Origin of the sequence: Aliiroseovarius sp. F47248L (assembly GCF_023016085.1) — a bacterium.
Taxonomy (GTDB): domain Bacteria; phylum Pseudomonadota; class Alphaproteobacteria; order Rhodobacterales; family Rhodobacteraceae; genus Aliiroseovarius.
The window spans coordinates 2,637,147-2,654,944 of record NZ_JALKBF010000001.1 but is presented as its reverse complement, the minus strand read 5'-3'; the positions used below and the strand labels follow the sequence as shown (position 1 = coordinate 2,654,944).

At 55.4% G+C, this 17,798-nt stretch carries 20 protein-coding genes, 1 tRNA gene and 1 riboswitch; of the genes, 8 read left to right on the top strand and 13 right to left on the bottom strand.

Going from position 1 to position 17,798, the window contains the following annotated elements:
* The first annotated feature begins 44 nt into the window (after window positions 1–44).
* Window positions 45–150, top strand: a riboswitch (TPP riboswitch).
* Window positions 151–186: 36 nt separating this feature from the next.
* From MWU51_RS13130 to MWU51_RS13120, 3 genes are read left to right on the top strand one after another with little or no spacing between them, the layout of a single operon-like run.
* On the top strand, window positions 187–1,173 hold the full coding sequence (locus tag MWU51_RS13130; RefSeq protein WP_247037772.1) for a thiamine ABC transporter substrate binding subunit: 987 nt from the start codon (window positions 187–189) through the stop codon (window positions 1,171–1,173).
* Window positions 1,174–2,742 (top strand): thiamine/thiamine pyrophosphate ABC transporter permease ThiP, encoded by a 1,569-nt coding sequence (locus MWU51_RS13125; protein ID WP_247037770.1) that lies wholly within the window; start codon window positions 1,174–1,176, stop codon window positions 2,740–2,742.
* Window positions 2,729–3,424: an ATP-binding cassette domain-containing protein gene (locus MWU51_RS13120; RefSeq protein WP_247037769.1), complete on the top strand. Its 696-nt coding sequence runs from the start codon at window positions 2,729–2,731 to the stop codon at window positions 3,422–3,424. The genes MWU51_RS13125 and MWU51_RS13120 overlap by 14 nt, the downstream gene beginning before the upstream one ends.
* Window positions 3,425–3,491: 67 nt before the next feature.
* Here MWU51_RS13120 and MWU51_RS13115 read toward each other — a convergent pair whose 3' ends face one another.
* From MWU51_RS13115 to dapF, 7 genes are all read right to left on the bottom strand, one after another.
* On the bottom strand, window positions 3,492–4,289 hold the full coding sequence (locus MWU51_RS13115) for a cytochrome c1 (RefSeq protein ID WP_247037768.1): 798 nt from the start codon (window positions 4,287–4,289) through the stop codon (window positions 3,492–3,494).
* A gap of 14 nt (window positions 4,290–4,303) precedes the next feature.
* Complete coding sequence (gene petB / locus MWU51_RS13110) at window positions 4,304–5,617, bottom strand: cytochrome b (RefSeq protein ID WP_247037766.1); 1,314 nt, start codon at window positions 5,615–5,617, stop codon at window positions 4,304–4,306.
* A gap of 11 nt (window positions 5,618–5,628) precedes the next feature.
* Complete coding sequence (gene petA / locus MWU51_RS13105; protein ID WP_247037764.1) at window positions 5,629–6,192, bottom strand: ubiquinol-cytochrome c reductase iron-sulfur subunit; 564 nt, start codon at window positions 6,190–6,192, stop codon at window positions 5,629–5,631.
* Window positions 6,193–6,409: 217 nt separating this feature from the next.
* Window positions 6,410–7,012 carry a glutathione S-transferase gene (locus MWU51_RS13100; protein WP_247037762.1) on the bottom strand — a complete coding sequence of 201 codons (603 nt, stop codon included), beginning with the start codon at window positions 7,010–7,012 and terminating at the stop codon, window positions 6,410–6,412.
* Between the two features lie 3 nt (window positions 7,013–7,015).
* Window positions 7,016–7,294: a hypothetical protein gene (locus MWU51_RS13095; protein ID WP_247037760.1), complete on the bottom strand. Its 279-nt coding sequence runs from the start codon at window positions 7,292–7,294 to the stop codon at window positions 7,016–7,018.
* An 84-nt stretch (window positions 7,295–7,378) separates the two neighbouring features.
* Window positions 7,379–8,641, bottom strand: coding sequence for a tRNA (N(6)-L-threonylcarbamoyladenosine(37)-C(2))-methylthiotransferase MtaB (mtaB, locus tag MWU51_RS13090; protein WP_247037758.1), 1,263 nt, complete (start codon window positions 8,639–8,641; stop codon window positions 7,379–7,381).
* A gap of 2 nt (window positions 8,642–8,643) precedes the next feature.
* The gene (dapF, locus tag MWU51_RS13085) at window positions 8,644–9,480 is read right to left on the bottom strand and encodes a diaminopimelate epimerase (protein ID WP_247037756.1); all 837 of its coding nucleotides are present in this window, start codon (window positions 9,478–9,480) and stop codon (window positions 8,644–8,646) included.
* Between the two features lie 110 nt (window positions 9,481–9,590).
* Here dapF and MWU51_RS13080 point away from each other — a divergent pair.
* The 5 genes from MWU51_RS13080 to MWU51_RS13060 all read left to right on the top strand — a co-directional run bounded on the left by MWU51_RS13080 (window position 9,591) and on the right by MWU51_RS13060 (window position 11,807).
* A tRNA-Lys gene (locus MWU51_RS13080) sits at window positions 9,591–9,666 on the top strand.
* Window positions 9,667–9,855: 189 nt separating this feature from the next.
* Window positions 9,856–10,140, top strand: a complete 285-nt coding sequence (locus MWU51_RS13075) for a type IIL restriction-modification enzyme MmeI (RefSeq protein ID WP_247037754.1) — start codon at window positions 9,856–9,858, stop codon at window positions 10,138–10,140.
* A 146-nt stretch (window positions 10,141–10,286) separates the two neighbouring features.
* Window positions 10,287–10,607: a hypothetical protein gene (locus MWU51_RS13070; protein WP_247037752.1), complete on the top strand. Its 321-nt coding sequence runs from the start codon at window positions 10,287–10,289 to the stop codon at window positions 10,605–10,607.
* A 1-nt stretch (window position 10,608) separates the two neighbouring features.
* Complete coding sequence (locus MWU51_RS13065; RefSeq protein WP_247037750.1) at window positions 10,609–11,502, top strand: AbaSI family restriction endonuclease; 894 nt, start codon at window positions 10,609–10,611, stop codon at window positions 11,500–11,502.
* A complete protein-coding gene (locus MWU51_RS13060; protein WP_247037748.1) occupies window positions 11,502–11,807 on the top strand; it encodes a hypothetical protein in 306 nt (101 codons plus the stop codon). Before MWU51_RS13065 ends, MWU51_RS13060 begins: the two co-directional genes overlap by 1 nt.
* Window positions 11,808–12,252: 445 nt before the next feature.
* Here the strand turns inward: MWU51_RS13060 and MWU51_RS13055 are convergent, their stop codons facing one another.
* The 6 genes from MWU51_RS13055 to MWU51_RS13030 all read right to left on the bottom strand — a co-directional run bounded on the left by MWU51_RS13055 (window position 12,253) and on the right by MWU51_RS13030 (window position 17,746).
* A complete protein-coding gene (locus MWU51_RS13055) occupies window positions 12,253–13,092 on the bottom strand; it encodes a M48 family metalloprotease (protein ID WP_247037745.1) in 840 nt (279 codons plus the stop codon).
* 402 nt (window positions 13,093–13,494) lie between these two features.
* Window positions 13,495–14,703, bottom strand: coding sequence for a hypothetical protein (locus MWU51_RS13050; RefSeq protein ID WP_247037743.1), 1,209 nt, complete (start codon window positions 14,701–14,703; stop codon window positions 13,495–13,497).
* Window positions 14,704–14,872: 169 nt separating this feature from the next.
* Complete coding sequence (locus tag MWU51_RS13045) at window positions 14,873–15,088, bottom strand: hypothetical protein (RefSeq protein ID WP_247037741.1); 216 nt, start codon at window positions 15,086–15,088, stop codon at window positions 14,873–14,875.
* A gap of 138 nt (window positions 15,089–15,226) precedes the next feature.
* Complete coding sequence (locus MWU51_RS13040; RefSeq protein ID WP_247037739.1) at window positions 15,227–15,442, bottom strand: helix-turn-helix domain-containing protein; 216 nt, start codon at window positions 15,440–15,442, stop codon at window positions 15,227–15,229.
* A gap of 190 nt (window positions 15,443–15,632) precedes the next feature.
* The gene (locus tag MWU51_RS13035; RefSeq protein WP_247037737.1) at window positions 15,633–16,442 is read right to left on the bottom strand and encodes a hypothetical protein; all 810 of its coding nucleotides are present in this window, start codon (window positions 16,440–16,442) and stop codon (window positions 15,633–15,635) included.
* Between the two features lie 116 nt (window positions 16,443–16,558).
* On the bottom strand, window positions 16,559–17,746 hold the full coding sequence (locus tag MWU51_RS13030; RefSeq protein ID WP_247037735.1) for a site-specific integrase: 1,188 nt from the start codon (window positions 17,744–17,746) through the stop codon (window positions 16,559–16,561).
* Window positions 17,747–17,798 lie beyond the last annotated feature (52 nt).

Here is a 17,798-nt window from a genome sequence, read left to right as displayed (position 1 = left end):
GCGTCAAGGGGGGCTTGCCAAGTTGCACCAAACCCGTCAGGAATGGCCACACCTCGGGGGGCCGGACCAAACCGGCTGAGATGCATTCCATGCGGACCCGTTGAACCTGAACCGGCTAGAACCGGCGGAGGGAAGGTAATTTGGATGCCCCAAATGCCACTCCGTCCGGCGCATTTGGAGGATACCATGAAACAGACCCTTTCATTTGTCGCAGGACTTGCACTGATGGCCCACGTGGCCAACGCGGATACGCCTGTGCTTCAAGTCTATGCGCCCGATTATTTCGCGTCTGAATGGGGCCCCGGCCCCGGCATCGAGCAAGGCTTCGAAGCCCAGTGCAGCTGTGACCTGCAATTCATCACCGGCGACGTGCTGCCGCGCATTCTGTTGGAAGGCGAGCGGACCGAAGCTGATGTAGTCATTGGATTGAATACCGATGTCACCGCTCGGGCACGCGCGTCTGGCCTGTTCGCGCCCCATGGGCAGGATGTCAGCGGCTTGACCATGCCGATAGAATGGAACGATGACGTGTTCCTGCCCTTCAACTATGGCTATACCGCGTTTATCTTTGACAACACCAAGATGGAAACCCCGCCTGTCAGTTTCGAGGCGCTACTGGACATGCCGGATGATGTGAAAATCGTCCTACAAGACCCGCGCAGTTCGATCTCTGGGCTGGCGCTGTTGCTGTGGGTCAAGGCGATCTATGGCGATGACGCGCCCAAGGCGTGGGAGCGTTTGGCGCCAAAAGTTCTGACGGTGACGCAAGGCTGGTCGGAAAGCTATGGCATGTTCACGGATGGCGAGGCAGACATGGTGCTGTCTTACACAACTTCACCCGCCTATCACATCATCTCGGAAGACGACATGTCCAAGTCGGCAGCGATCTTCGAAGAAGGCCATTACCTGTTTGTCGAACTGGCCGCGAAGCTGAAAACCACCGATCAGCCAGAACTGGCGAGTGCGTTTATGGATTATGTTCTGAGCGAAGAGTTCCAGGCGGCAATTCCAACATCGAACTGGTCGTATCCATCAAAACTGGATGCGTCGCTTCTGCCCGAAAAATTCGATCTGTTGGGTGTGCCCGGTAAAGCTATCTTCCACACCGAAGAAGATGCCGAAGCCCTGCGCAAGCCTGCGCTGGACGAGTGGCTAGCGGCATTTTCGAAGTAAATGCAACGGTCGGGCCATACAGATCGCCCCCTATGGGTGTCGCATTGGCCCGGCCTATTGGCCGTCCTGCTGTTGGTTGTGTTGGTGTTTGGCACCCTGCTGGCTGTGACGCTGCGCGCCGATGGTGGGCGTGGTCTTGGGCCATCGGATTGGGCCGCCATTCGGTTTACCTTGTGGCAAGCTGCCCTGTCAGCCGCGATCAGCGTCGTGCTGGCCATTCCTGTGGCGCGCGCCCTGGCCCGGCGTGACTTTCCGGGGCGCCGCGTGCTTGTCACCCTTCTGGGTGCCCCGTTTATCTTGCCAATCATCGTGGCCGTGCTTGGCCTGATCGCGGTCTTTGGCCGAAACGGGGTATTCAACGCGGTGCTGGGCGTGTTTGGTTTCGAGCCGATTTCTATCTATGGTTATCACGGCGTCATTTTGGCACATGTGTTCTTTAATCTGCCGCTCGCTTCGCGGCTGATCCTGCAAGGCTGGTTGTCGATCCCTGCCGAGAGGTTTCGCCTTGCTGCGTCACTTGGAATGGGACCGTGCGACATTGCGCGCACATTGGAGCGTCCGATGCTGCGCGAGGTGATCCCCGGTGCTTTTCTGGTGATCTTCCTGATCTGCCTGACCTCGTTCGCGGTTGCCTTGGCGCTGGGGGGTGGGCCACGTGCAACAACGGTTGAGCTGGCGATTTATGAGGCGTTCAAGTTTGATTTTGACCTTGGCCGTGCTGCGATGCTGGCCCTGATACAGTTTGCTATGGGTGCAGGGGCTGCGTTGATCGCGTTTCGTATCTCAGTTCCCGGAAATATGGGCGCCGGGCTGGATCGTGCCGTGCAGCGGTGGGATGACAACAGGGTTCAGCGCATTCTTGATGCAGCGGCCGTGACGCTGGCCAGCCTGTTTTTACTTTTGCCACTGACGATGGTCATTGTCGATGGAGTGCCGGGGCTGTTGTCTTTGCCGAAGTCGGTGTTTCAGGCAGCGTTTAGATCGCTTCTGGTGGCATTCGGGTCCGCGTTCCTGACATTGACACTGGCGTTACCAATAGCCGTTCTCGTCGTGCAGCGCAGCGCGTGGCTGGCCGAAGGGTTGGGATACCTGACCATTGCGGCGTCGCCTCTGGTCGTTGGGACAGGGCTGTTTTTGATTCTTTTTCCTATTGTCAAACCTTCGGATCTTGCGCTTCCGGTCACTGCAGTTGTCAACGCCGCAATGAGCCTGCCGTTCGCCCTGCGTGCCATTGTCCCTGCGCTTCGAACGGTCGAACGCGACTATGGGGCGCTGGCGGATGGTATGGGGCTGCATGGGCTGACACGGCTGCGCCTGTTGTGGTTGCCACGATTGCGGCGGCCCTTGGGTTTTGCGCTTGGTTTGGCAGCGGCGCTGTCGATGGGCGATCTTGGGGTTATCGCGATGTTTGCCGACCCGCAGGGGGTCACGCTGCCATTGCAGCTCTACCGCCTGATGGGGGCATACAGAATGGATGATGCGGCGGCGGCGGCGGTTCTTCTTTTGGGACTGTCCCTATTGCTGTTCTGGATTTTTGACCGCGGAGGTCGTGTGAATGCTGACAATTGAGAAAGCTCGAATCGAGATGGGGGATTTCACGTTGTCTGCTGACTTGTGCGTGGGCACGGGGTGCCGCGTGGCCATTTTGGGACCCTCAGGCGCTGGGAAATCGACTTTGCTGGCGATGATTGCCGGGTTTCAGCCGTTGGCAGAGGGTGCGATCAAGTGGGAGGCGGCTGACATGCCCACTGATCCGGCGGCGCGACCTATAAGCATGGTGTTTCAGGACAACAACCTCTTCCCACATTTGACTGTGGCACAGAATGTCGGGCTTGGTGTCCGGCCAAACCTGCGATTGAACCAAACTGAAGCCCAACGGGTTGATGCGGCGTTGGCGCGAGTTGGTCTTGCCGGAATGGGTGCGCGTAAACCCGCGCGGTTATCAGGTGGACAGATTGCGCGGGTTGCATTGGCACGGGTGCTTCTGCGGGATCGACCCTTGTTGTTGCTTGATGAGCCGTTTGGGGCGCTTGGACCGGCGCTGCGCGCCGAAATGTTGGAGCTTGTCGGTGACTTGGTGAATGAAACATGTGCGACGCTTCTTATGGTCAGTCACAACCCGGACGACGCGAGGCTGATCGCGGATAAGGTTATTTTGGTGGCAGACGGTCACGCTAACGCGCCAGTGCCCACCGACCAGATATTCAAAAATCCACCCGATGCACTACGCGACTACCTCGGGTCCAAGTAGATATGGAATTGATCAATAAAAAAGGGCGCTTCGAAAAGCGCCCTTTGGTGTTTGGTATGGCAATTGACTACAGATCGAGTTTTTTGCCTTTATGCGGTGCCCAAAGCTTCTTGTTGGTCAGATAAAGCAGCGACGTCAGCAGAACGAGCAGCATAACCGACACAAAGCCAGCTTTTTTGCGAGCCATCATCTTGGGTTCAGCTGTCCACATCAGGAAAGCGGATACGTCTTCTGCCATGTGGTGTGCTGAGTTGTTGTGACCGTCATCATAGTCGACCAGGCCATCTTCCAACTGCGGTGGCATCGACACCCAGCCGCCAGGGAAGGCGGTGTTGCCATAGAGGACGCTGCCAGCAACTTCGGTTTCTTCACCGTTGAAGCCGGTCAGGAAGCTGGCGATGTATTCAGCACCACCAATTCCGCGAAGCAATTGGTTCAGACCGGTGCCGGCCGGGCCGTGGAAGCCAGCGCGAGCCTTGGCCATCAATGACAGGTCCGGCCCCATACCTTCACCAGACACGGTCGGGAAGAAATCCGCAGGCGTGCGCGGGCGGTCATCCTCCAGCTCTTCGTCATAGATGGTGAAGTTCTCGGCAGCATAGGCACGCACTTCGTCTTCGGAATAGTGCGGACCGCCTTCATCTGCGAGCGAACGCAAAGGTACATAGCGCAGACCATGGCAGGCTGAACAAACCTCGGTATAGACCTTAAGGCCGCGACGCAGCTGTTCCTGGTCATAGGTGCCAAAGGGCCATTCAAAGGAAAACGCGATGTCTTCGATGTGACCTTCATCACCGGCTGCCAGCGCGCCACCAGTGGTGAGCGCCAGTGCGACGACGGCGGATGTTGTGAGCTTCTTGATCATAGTTTTCAATCCTCTCACTCGGCTGCGCCGGGATAGTGGGCTTTAAAGTCTTCCTCGATAGTCGCTGGAGGCGTGGTCGGTTTCTCGAACAGACCCAACAGCGGCAAGATGACAAGGAAGTAGGCGAACCAATAGGTGGCACCAATCAGCGAAATCCAGTCATGCGGGAAGTTCGTGTCACGCGCACCGACCCACATCAGAACGATGAAGTCGATGATCAGCAGACGGAACCACCACTTGAAAGCCGGACGATACTGACCCGAGCGGACCGACGAGGTGTCAAGCCACGGGGCCAGCGCCATCACAAAGATCGCGCCGAACATCGCCAGCACGCCGAAGAACTTCGCGTCGACAATGCCGCCGGTCAGGAAGCTGACCAGTTGCACGGCCCACACATCAGCGGTGAAAGCACGCAGGATCGCGTAGAATGGCAGATAATACCATTCCGGCACGATGTGTGCAGGCGTCGCCAGCGGATTGGCCTCGATATAGTTATCGGGGTGACCCAAATAGTTGGGCATGAAGCCGACAATCGCAAAGAAGATGATCAGCACGATGCCAAGGCCAACAAGGTCTTTGATGACGAAGTAGGGCCAGAAGGGCAGGGTGTCTTTCTCGGCTTCTTCCTTCGATCCAGTGCGAACTGGCACCCCGGTCGGGTTGTTGTTGCCCGTGGTGTGGAACGCCCAGATATGAACGGCAACAAGTGCGGCGATCACGAAAGGCAGCAGATAGTGCAGCGAGAAGAAGCGGTTCAGCGTGGCATTGTCCACGGCAGGGCCACCCAGAAGCCATGTTTGCAGGCCTTCACCGATGAACGGGATGGCACCAAACAGGCCGGTGATGACGGTTGCGCCCCAGAAGGACATCTGACCCCAAGGCAGAACATAGCCCAAGAAGCCTGTGGCCATCATCATCAGGTAAATCAACATGCCGATGATCCACGTGACTTCGCGAGGTGCCTTGTAGGAACCATAGAACAGGCCACGGAAGATGTGGATGTAAACCGCCACGAAGAACAGCGATGCGCCGTTTGCGTGGATGTAGCGCAGCATATGACCGCCGTTCACGTCACGCATGATATGCTCGATTGATGCGAAAGCCATGTCGACATGCGGCGTGTAGTGCATCACCAGGATGATGCCGGTAACAATTTGCAGAACCAGACAGAAGGTCAGAACGATACCCCAGATCCACCACCAGTTCAGGTTCTTGGGTGTCGGGATCATTAGGGTGTCATACAACAAACCAACGACGGGAAGCCGTTTGTTCAGCCATTTCTCGAACCCGGTCTTGGGTTCGTAATGATCATGAGGAATTCCGGACATATAAGCCTCCCTTAGCCCAGTTTGATCGTCGTTTCGTCGACAAACTCGGCGACGGGAACGGGCAGGTTTTCGGGTGCGGGACCCTTACGGATACGACCAGATGCGTCGTAATGCGAGCCGTGGCAGGGGCAGTACCAGCCTCCATAATCACCGGCGCCGTCGCCAAGAGGCACACAGCCCAGATGTGTGCAGACACCCATCATGACCAGCCATTCGCCATTTTCGTCCATGGCACGGTTTTCATCCGCAGCCGACAAAGAGGCGTCACGGTTGTCGTTTCGCGCGAAATCGTCTGGCAGGGCGGCAGTATCATCCGCACGGGCAGCTGCAATTTCTTCTTCGCTGCGGTGGCGAATGAAAACTGGCTTTCCGAGCCATTTCACGGTGATCTGGCTGCCGACTTCGACACCCGAGATATCAACACGGATCGAGCTGAGCGCCTTCACGTCAGCTGATGGGTTCATTTGGTCAACGAGCGGCCAAACTGCGGCGCCGGCCGTTACGGCAGCGGCACCACCCGTGGCATAATAAAGGAAGTCCCGGCGGGTTCCTTGGTGGTCGTCGGCTTGTGACAAGAGCGCATCTCCCTAGCTAGGTCGCAAAACTGCAACCGACACGACAATAGACCGCCCAAGAAAGCAGTCCGTTTCGCGGCTGTTTATCCAAGGAATTGCGCCCAGTCCAGAAGTCATTAGGGCGCAGGGGTGGCTTTTCAAGGTTATGTTGCCGCATGTTAGCGCATGTAACGATATAAATTTCTGAGATTGATGGTGATAAGACGGATCAGGCGACTCAGGTGGGCTTCGTTGCCTGAAAGCTGTCGCGCGCCGAAAACACGGCAAACCAGTCGTCCAGGGCATCGCGAGTTTTGCGCCATTCCCGCTCCGCATGCCGGAAATCAAGATAGCCCAAAGCACATGCGACCGAGATTTGTCCCATATCCAGCGGACCTGACAGATGGCTCATCCAGCGGGTGTTCAATGCATCCAGAGCACCTTCGATCTTACCCCATTGGGCATCCATCCAGCCGCCGAACTGCATGTCTTCAGGACGGCAGCGGTTCTCGTAAACCATCAGAACGCCCGCATCCATGATTGCGTCGCCAGTGGATTCAAGAACTAGGACGTCCCATATCCGGTTTTCGGGATAAAGCGCCCCACCAGTCCGCGCGTCCAGATACCGCGTCACAACGCGGCTGTCGTAAAGCGTTGGCCCATCACTGCGGATCAGTGCAGGGATTTTCGACATCGGGTTGGCCGCCGTCAGTTGTGGATTTGGGTCGGTCGGCGATGAAATAACCTCGACCAGTTCCACATCATCTTGTTGACCCGTTTCGATGATCACCATACGGGCCTTGCGCGCAAATGGCGACGCGGGCGAGGTGATGAGCTGCATGGCTCAGACCTTTCGAAAGCGAATGCGGGTCAGGCTGACCGCGTCGATCTCGATCCCCGGGCCGTCGGTGCCCAGACGAATCACACGACGCACACGGGCGGTAGCGTTCATCTGTTCATCATCGCGACGGGCTGACAGACCTTCTGGCGCGGTGTCCAGCGTGTCTTCCACACGTTGATCACGCGGCGCGCGTTCGATGGACCGGGCCAGCGCATATGTGGCGACGGCGACGGAACCATAGCGGATCGCAAAAGCCGCAATCGGGGCGATGGGTAAGGGCATGTGATCCTCCTTCACATAGAATGTAGGGTCGAGGGGGCCGCATGTCCACTTTTCTGCGCAGGACGGCAACCAATCGCCGGTCGATCAGACCACCAATTGCTGTCCGTTGATGCCTGTTGGACTTGCTGTGACGATCGCACCCTCAACCTGTGGTGTCTGAAACATCACCTCGGCGAATTGTTCGGTCCGGCCCATAGTGGGGTTTTCCATCAGGATGCTGTGTTCCTGCCCGACCTGGGCGGTCAGATGCCGTTTGGCTTGGGCGTCACCAGCCGCACGCAGCCGCGCGGCACGCTCTTTGATAATGACCCCGCTGATCTGCGTGGGAATCTTCGCCGCAGGCGTGCCTTCGCGTTTCGAGTAGGGAAAGACGTGCAGCCATGTCAGGTCGCATTCCTTGACCAGCTTCAGGCTGTTTTCAAAATGCGCGTCCGTTTCCGTCGGGAACCCTGCGATAATGTCGGCACCAAAGGTGATATCGGGGCGCAGGCGGCGGGCTTCTTCGCAGAATGCAATCGTGTCATCGCGCAGGTGGCGGCGCTTCATCCGCTTCAGGATCAGATCGTCGCCATGCTGAAGGCTGAGGTGCAGATGCGGCATCAGGCGCGGCTCGGACGCGATCGCCAGCATCAGGTTCTCATCTGCCTCGATCGAGTCGATCGAACTGATGCGCAAGCGCGGCAGGTCGGGCACAAGGCGCAGGATGCGCATGACCAGATCGCCCAAGCGTGGCCCACCGGGTAGGTCAGCCCCCCAGCTTGTCAGATCGACGCCTGTCAGAACGACCTCGTTGAAACCCCTGTCGACTAGGCGTTTGATCTGATCGACCACGACACCAGCGGGCACGCTACGTGAATTTCCCCGGCCATATGGGATGATGCAGAAGGTACAGCGGTGGTCGCAGCCGTTTTGCACTTGCACATAGGCACGGGAGCGGGTGCCGAACCCGTCGATCAGATGGCTGGCGGTTTCGGTCACGGACATGATGTCGTTGACCTGCACACGCTCGGTGTCGCCAATCAGGTCGGGGGAAAGTCCGGCCCAAGTTTCGGGTGACATTTTTTCGTGATTGCCAATTACCGCATCGACTTCTTCCATCGCGGTGAAGGTTTCGGGCTCGGTCTGGGCTGCACACCCTGTGACAATCACTTTAGCATCGGGGTTTTCACGGCGCAGCTTGCGAATTTCCTGGCGCGCCTTGCGCACGGCTTCAGCTGTCACAGCACAGGTGTTGACCACGACCGCCCCCTCAACGCCGGCGTCCTTGGCCAAACGTTTCATGGCTTCTGTCTCGTAGGCATTCAGTCGACAGCCCAGTGTCGCAAAAACGGGAGGCGTCGCGACCATTCTTACAACCCCTTCAGGAAAGCAGGTGTGAGCTGGCCTTTAAATACAAACGCCGTGGGGCCGGTCATCCAAACGCCGTCGTCGCGCCAGTCCAGCGTAAGCCAGCCACCATCCAGTTCCATCCGAACACGACTGTCGGTCAGGCCGCGTTGATGTGCTGCCACTGCGGTCGCACACGCACCCGAACCGCAGGCCAGTGTGATCCCTGTTCCGCGCTCCCACACTCGCATGCGGATTTCGTCGCGGGCACGGATTTCGGCGAATTCGACATTGGTGGCTTCAGGAAACAACGGGTCATGCTCAATGCGCGGACCGATCCCGGCCACGTCGACGGCTTCTGTGTTGTCCACGAAGAACACACAGTGAGGGTTCCCCATGCCAACCGCTGCCGGGTCACCTTCGATCGGCAAATGCGCGGTGTCGATGTTCTTGGACAAAGGCACTTCGTTCCATGCTGTTTGTGGCTGGCCCATATTGACCGAAACCTGATCGCCTTCGACGCGCGCCTTCAAAACGCCACGTGTGGTGCGGATGGTCAGTTCAGACTGCTTGGTCATGTCCAGAATAAAGTGTGCCACGCAACGGGTTGCATTGCCGCAAGCTCCCGCTCGGCTGCCGTCCGCATTCCAGAAGTCAAGGTCGATATCGGCCACGTCCGAGTTTCTAATCTCGGCCAGTTGATCAAATCCTACACCGCGATTGCGATCACCCAGTTTCGCCGCCAGATCACGGGTAACAACGGCATCCCGTCCCCGTGAATCAATGATCACAAAGTCATTGCCAGCTCCATGCCATTTCATGAAGTCGAGCGTTTCAGTTATAGTGTCGTCAGATGCCATATCGCGCGATATAAGCCCTTGTGAAAACTTTTGCCAGAGATCGAACAGATTCCTCGGAAATTGGGGTTGACCTGCCAAGCCGGCAGCTATAGTCACCGCGCACACAGAGTGGGCCGTTAGCTCAGTTGGTAGAGCAACTGACTTTTAATCAGTGGGTCGAAGGTTCGAATCCTTCACGGCTCACCACTTTCATATTAAATATCAAGATGTTACGCGCCGCGGCATCGTGCGCGACTTTCGTCTGCCTGTTTGCCGGAAGCTATACGGAAGCAGTGTAAGCACTGTGGCAGGCCAGATACGGTCAAGCGTTAGAATCACGTTGCACCTTTCACCCTTGGCGGGCATCGTCAGCGAAAGCGGTTTGACGTGGTGCCTATGCAGACGATTTCAGAATTTATTGAGCGGTGGAAACAGTCTGGTGGATCGGAGCGCGCCAATTACGGCCTGTTCCTGAATGATCTGACCGAAGCCCTTGGGCTGGAAAAGCCGCTGCCTGTTACGGACACCGACCAAAACGACCACTACCGGCTGGAACGGCCTGTGGCGTCTGCGATCATTGGCGAGAACTCAAAGAAATATATCGACCTTTACCGGCGCGGATCATTCATCCTTGAAACCAAGCAAGGCACGCATGGCAAGACGGCGACCCTGATCAACTGACGTTGCACAGGCTACGTTTGCCTCGAAGAAGTTTAGAAGCCACAGATATCCATTCCTATTATGCTGGTGGCCCACTGTTCCGCTGTTTTGTTTCAGCTGCAAAATTGGTATGTTAGAGCATAAATAATTTGTTGGGGGAGCAACATTTGAGAACGATTGGTGATTTGTTCAGCGTGGAGCCAGAACACTGGGGACTAAGAGGTGACCGCTATCTTTGGTGTGAGCTACGTGAGATTTTTAGAGATGTAAGTCTGCCTGAAGCCGAGACACGTATCCATCTTCAGTTAGAAAACGCTTTTTGGGACGCAACAGGGCAAAGCCTTGCATTTTGCGATGAGTTTTTTATCGAGCGATTTGCTCATGGTGGTATGTCCAGCGGTTACATCAGCGGCGAGTTCTGGCGTGAGCGAGGCTTTCCGCAGATAATTGAGAACTATAAATTTCAGGCTCAAAAGAAGGGGCGATAGTTTGCGTAAAGATGAGTTTATTTTAAGAAGTCTTTCGAAAATCAAGCACAAAAAATGGGAGCTTTTCGTTATTTCAAGAATTGTCCACGGACTGCTGTTAGACAATGAAGACGTGGAATTCATCTGCCAGCAACTTGTAAGGCGTCCAGATGGTGGCCGTGCGCTCACAGACATGTACTTTCCACAGTTTGGTGTCTTTCTCGAAATAGATGAGCCACAGCATGCTACTGAAGAACACACTGCAAATGATCGACATAGAACAGATGACATTGTCGTAGCCGCAAATTTGATTGAGAAACGTATTCCTGTACTTGAAAGTGATGGTGTGACAGAAAAATCATTGGCTTCTGTGGCAAAAGAAGCGGATGATTTTATAAACGAGATACGGCTTCTCAAGCGAGATGCCCTTGCGAACGATACGTTTGAACCTTGGGATTTTGAAGATCGTTATGACCTCAATCAGCACGTAGAGCGAGGCTTTCTCTCGATCTCGACAAACCCTGTTTTTCGATATCAGCATCATGCGTTGCGTTGTTTTGGATATACAAAAGGCGTTTTTCAACGTGGCGCTTGGACATTAGCTAGCGACCCTTCGCGATGCGTTTGGTTTCCGCGTCTGTATGAAACAGAGACTTGGGACAACGAATTGTCTCCTGATGGGATGCAAATTGTTGAGCGCAAAAAAGATGGAAGCGGTGGCCACGCCAAAATTGTTTATGATGAAAAATGGAAAAGTAGAATTGTGTTCGCTCGCTACAGCGATAACCTTGGCGCAGTTTTGTATAGGTTTGTCGGTGAGTTCAAACATGATCCCGCTCTAAGCGATGAATACAAAAGAGTATTTTCTAGAGTAACAGACCGTGTCGACACAATTTCAGCTAACGGAAATTCGTAATGGAAGCAGCGGCGCACTGCGATATTTGCGGTCAAGTTACTGGGCTGGTGGAGCCACACTCCAGCGGAATGGCTCCTGTTAGCTATGTTGCTTGCGTCGAGTGTAGAGCGCGCCGTGCTGAAGCTATCGGCGTGGTGTGTGTGTGGATTGCGACGTACGGCGGATTGGATGCAACACCAGACTATCGCGTCAAATTGGTTAGCCACTTCGACGGAAGTTATAAAGAATGGCAACATATTCGAGACTATTACATTCAGAATGAAGAGGAAGTTTTGTCTTGGTTTTCAGAATCTCGATCTGATTGATCATAAAATGTTGTGACCGCTGACTGCCGCCCCTTTTTTCCCGATCTACAGATTTGAATTTTCTTCTTTGTTTTTTTGAAAGGGTAAAAGAATTTTCAATGGAAGATACGTCGAAAATCGCCGGGTCGGAGGGTGATGTTGTTGCCTCCCGCCAGCAGCGTGACCAAATGATCACAAGGCGGGAGAGGGTGGTAAGCTTGGTTCCCTTTTCTGCATCCCATTCGAAGTAAGCCCGGGTTCCGGTTCAGTAGGTGCGTTCGGACTTGTCGACGAAGGGAGTGTTCGGGGCGATTTCGCGGAAATCGCGAGCCCAGCGAGAACGGGCCATGCGAGCTTATTGCATTGAACAGCACCCACCGCGTTACGCGCTGACCGTTACAAAAGATATGCGCCCTATGTAACGTAACATAAGGCGCTTGGCTGTATCAGCCCCGTCAAGGCGTGATCATTTGCGGGCCAAGGCGCGTTGCGCCTTGATCTGTTCCATCGTGGCGATCACGACTTCCATTCGTTTTTCGTCTGCCGGATGCGTGCCCCAGAACGACAACTGACCGGCAGAAGACCGCGCCGCTTCGTCCCGTGCAAAGAACTGTGCACCTTTTACAGGGTCATAGCCCGCAGCTGCCGCAATGCGTGTGCCGATCATGTCGCTTTCCAGCTCATAAGTCTGCGAAAATGCCCTTTGCCCCAAGGCGGCGCCCAACCGGACCGAGTTGTCCACGCTGTTGGGGTCGTAATAGGCTCCCACCGATGCCGCCTGCGCATTCCCATAGGCCGCGATGGCCCCAAGAATCAGTGCGCCCGCCATTGCCTGCTGTTCACCTTTCTGGATGTGTTGACCGATCAGGTGTCCGTATTCGTGACCCATGACAAAAGCCACCTCATCGTCGCTTGCAGCATCGCGCAGAATAGGAACCGAGAAGCGGATGACAGGTTTTTGATTGTTTTTTTCCAAGTAAGTGAAATAGGCGTTCCGCACCTCCATCTCGGTGTCAATCTCGATCCGAACGTTGCAATCTATGTTTTTGCCTTGCGCCAGTTCCGTTTCGCACAGTTTCCGTGCGACGGGCTGTACCCGTCGCGCTACACGGTGAAATCGCGCAGTGCCGGTGGACGGGCTAGCCAGCTTGCGGGGCGGTGCTGACTTCGCTTGGGCAAAAAGGCTGTTCGCCCGGCTTGTCACAGTCTCGTTGACCTTTGGCATCTCATACGTAGTTCCGCAGCTGATAAGCACAACGGAAGTGGCAATAATGGCGATCAATTGAGCCGTGCGACGTTGGGGCATTCAGTATTCCTTTGGTTGGATTGTCAGGTTGTGCAATCTAAAGTTCTCACACCGATCTTTACGTGTGTTTCTTCAATAACATCTAAGATAGCGTGTATAGTGTCGGCGGATTGACACTGTGTTTCGTATTCAGAAACGAAGGTGATAACGAAATGGGAAACGGGAGCGGTGTGGTTTAGCGATTTGACTGTTCATGATCGTTTCCGGTGTTAGAGCGTATTGCTGCACTCCCGAGTAATTGGAATTGATACAGTCTCGTTGGTAGGTTTTTACCTCCGCCATTGACCCTCACATAAGATAAGCGCCCTATGTAACATTACATAAGGCGCTTTTCGTGGTCTGACCGTTCCTATGTAAGGTAACGTTATGTAGGCGCTTGGCTGGCCGGTCCCTACTTATACGTTACGTAGGCGGCGCGTCGGGTTGGCGGATGAACACATAGCGGTCCTTGGCATCCTGCAACTGCTTGGCGGATCGTTCGGGATTGTCGTTCACGGTTTTGGTCATCCGCTCCGCAAACCCGTTGAACGCCACCGGCAGTTCTTCATGCTCCCAACCTTCCAGCGCCGCGATGGTGATGCAGGTTCCAGTCACCTGTTTCAGCAAGCTGGCGATGTGTTCCGTGCGGTGAACCTCTTTCATGGGGTTGGGGTCTGCCCCGCTGCGCATCTCGGTCAGGTCGTCATTCATCTCGGCGCAGACTACATCCCAAAGCGGATGGTTGGGCCAGCGTGACCGGTTCGTGTCGCCGGGGTCTGGCTCGGTGTATCGGACCAACTCGCCCGAAGATCGGCACAGGTCGCCGTAGCGGTCAAAGAACTGTTCCCAAGTGCGAATGCCCCAACGGTCTTTCAGAAGGTCTTTGCCCGCCCGGAACTCGACGCGCCAGACTTGGGTGTGCTTGGCCTTGTCCGCATCTGGGGTCAGGGGGCCGGTGGGCTGTCCCTTATGTAAGGTAACAGCCGCGTTGGTGTTGCCCAGACCGTTACGTAATGTATGGTTCCAGATATCCCACCAATGGGTCTTGCTGCGGGTAATCACCTCGGATCGTTTGTTATAGATAATGACCTGTCGGTTTGCGATGCTGCCCGATGTGACCGACGACACCCAACCGGATTTGCCATGCACGGCAATATCATCCTGTGCGACATGATCGCGCCGCCCGGTGGAACTGTGCATCACCAGATTGTCCGGTTTCAGCGTCAGGCCGTTCGCCAGAACATCCACGCAGAAATCTGCCCGTGATATGCTCACATCATCGGGACCAAAGCGAACGCCCAGACGGTCCAGAACACGCTCGCAATGCGCCTTGGCCGCGCCCAGCCCATAGGTCGCCAGAAAGAATGACCCGAAGGTGATGCGGATGCCCCACTTATCCCGCGCATTGGGTTTCTTGATCGCCCAGCTTGCGCCATCGCGTCCACCATCCAGCAAGAACCGATAGCCTTTCCCGCCATAGGGTTTGAGCAGGAAGTGCAGACCTTCATATGTGATTAGGGTTTCCCGCTGTTCTTCCTCGGCAATCGCTTTCTGCGCGTCCAGATACTCAAACAGCTTGGGGCCGATATTGGCCTGAATAGATAGCGCCAGCGTGTCAAAACCTCGGTGCAACACGGTGTAATCTTCTGGGGGTTCTGTATTTCCAGAGGGGGGTGCTACTATCACCCCCCTCTTGGGGCTTGCCCCATTCGAACGGCGGGTTTTGCCGCGCGGGTGGGAGCCTCCGGCGGGGTAGCTTTTGTTTTGGGGCCGTGAGTGGTGTTCGGTGTTCAGGTTCGGTTTAGTCATTGGTCTGCCTCGCAATCCAGTTTTCGGCGCGTTCAGCGCATTTGGCGATGTTCAGAAGGTCGGCATGGGCATAGCTTTGCGTGCTGTGCCAATCGCCCTGGCCGTCCTTGTAGGAGCGGGTGAAGTCGACGGAATAGAAGCTGTCATTCTTCCAGATGGTGGCGGTGATCAGGCCAAGCCTGAACTTGAAGGCGGGTTGGTTTGACATGGTGTCCCTTTCCTTGGTTTGGGTTGGTGGCAGACATAGATAGGGCGCAGGGTGGCGACACCCCGCGCCCCGTTTGAAAGCCTCTCGGCCCCAAAATCCCCGCAACCGCTACCAACTGTTGCGGGGCAAAACTGAATGTCAGATGGTCTGCGAGGTGTTGGACACCGTGCGGTCCGCGATCCACTTTTCCAGATCGGCGCGGCGATACCGGATTGAACGGGCGGATACTTTCACAAAGTCAGGCCCGCCACCGCGATGCCGCCAATTTTGCAAAGCACGGACGGAATAACAAAGGATCGACGCGGCTTCGCGTTCATCTACAAGGGTGCTGGATTTGGGTTGGCTATGCTGCATTGTGTTGACCTCACGTTGGTTGGCGTTTGATTTGTGAGGTAAGGATAAGCAGGCGCACTGGGCGCAAATAGACGACACGATTTATTATAACAGAAACAAAATTTGTTTCGATTATTTCTTCATTAAAACAATAAGTTACTATGTTATTTTGTTTGGAGGCGGAAACCGAAACACCCATTGTTTCGGTTTTCTAAACTCTCTTTCGCTTCCGCCCGCCTTTTCGGCGTTCATCTGGCGCAGCATTATCCCAAGCCTGTCTGAGCTTGCGCAAGGATGCATCAGGAAAGGTCTTGCTGGCTAAGTCAAAGAACGCCTCGCGCGGTGTCAGCAATTCCGGATCACCTTTGAATTGCTCGCGAAAGAAGTTCTCGAGCTGGGTAATTAGCGGGATTGGGTCGGGCGGGGCTGTTGGAACTCCAAAACGCTTAAGCCAAGTCTCAAATTCCTCGATCAATACAAGTGCTGGGGCGCTTCCCGTGCTTAGGATGCTCGCAGGAACTTGAACCGTGGATAGATAGAAATTGACGTTGAAACCGTCTTCCATCGCCCATTTGTTCCATTCAACAATCAAGCCATCTCCGGCGATCAGTCTTAATGCGCCGTTTTGGATTGCGGTTCTCAATTCAGTTTCAACAGCGCAACGGCGTTCAAACCGTTCCGCATCTTCATTGGTCATGTGGGTCAGGTCGGGAAGTTCGGATCGTCTAACGCGAAGTTCTATTTGCTCTTCTCGAAGTGCAATAGTTTCGCCACCAACGCGCTCCCGTTCTTCCGGCGACAACTGCAAATTAACCTCGCCCCTTATCGCGGCCTGCCGGTCTGCAATGCTTAGCAAACGTATTTCTATGGCTTCTTGCTCGGCTTTTATGGGGCGAAGGTCCATCGTAGGCGCGCCTGTCCGCACCTCTTGTCCGGACCAGTCTTCACCAAACATAGCCTCACCCGTCTTATCGAACGCTTGTAAGAGGAAGTAGTAGGGTGTGAGGTGGAATGTTCTCATTCGTTTGATCCTGTGCGCCGGAATTGTGACGTGCAATCTACGTATTGGATTGAGCCAGAAAAGAACATGGACGTCTGAACGTCGGTCCGATGTTCCTACGTAACGTATACGTAGACCTAACGCACCACCCGCAACCCCGGTTTTGCATTTGCACGCCGTCCCATAGCCCCTGCAACGCGGCTTGCCACGGACCCCGCCGCGCGTTGAACAGCATCATCCGCAAGGTGCGCATAGCGCAGTGTCGTGGTCAGGTTCTTGTGGCCTAAAATTTCTTTCAGGGTGAACGGGTCGATCCCGTCTTTCATGGCAACTGACGCATAAGTGTGCCGCAAGTCGTGAATGCGAACGTCGGGCAGACCCGCGCGCTTGCGGATGCGTTGCCATGGCTTTTGCAGGTTCACCAGCGGTTGTCCGTCGACCTCGCCCAGAATTACGAACGGGTTGTCAGGATCGCGGGGCAATTCCATGAGAATATCATACGCTTCACGTGGAAGCGGGATGCGGCGGCGTCCGGTTTTGCTGTCGGGCAATTCCAAGTGGTGTGTTGTCACGTAGTCCCATCGCAGCGTCAGAATCTCGTTCAGGCGGCATCCGGTGAACAGCAGTAGGAATATGGCCGAAACCGCATAGATCGTCTCTGACCCCTCTTCCAGCGCCTCTATGAGGACGTTTCCAAGCCGCGCTTGCTCTTCATCCGACAGGTAACGCTTTTTCTCTTCCTCGCGGAATTTCTTGATCCGTCGCGCGGGGTTCGATCCGGCCTGACGCAAGCCCCAATCCTCGGCCAGATTGAACAGTTTGGACAACATGCTGGCGGCGCGGTTGGCTTGATATGGCGTGTCCCTCAATTTGTGATGAAACGCCACCACATCCGCACGGGTGACTTCGGCAATCGGCAACGGGCCAAGTTGGGGCCGGATGAAACGGCGAATGATACTGCGATAGTCGCTTGCAGTAGTCGGCTTGCAATGCTGATCAACATATTCGTCCAGAAACCGGTCACACAGTCCGGCAACGGTCGGCGCGCGCATTTTGGCTTGCTTTGATGCGGAGGGGTCTTTGCCGCGCGCCACATCGCCCAATAGACGCTTCGCCTGCAAGCGGGCTTCCTCGGCTGTCAGAACGCCGTGTTGACCGATGGTAAAACGCCGGGTGCGTTGCGCGACCCGATACTGCACAAGATAGGTTTTTTTGCCGGACGGATAGACCCGCACGCCAAACCCCCGCATGTCCCGATCCCAAACCAAGTAATCCTTGGATTCAATTTTCAGCCCTTCGACATGGCGCTTGGTGAGCTTGAACATAGCTAGAACACTCCTTGCTTCCGGCCCGCTTCCGGAAGCTATACGGAAGCAA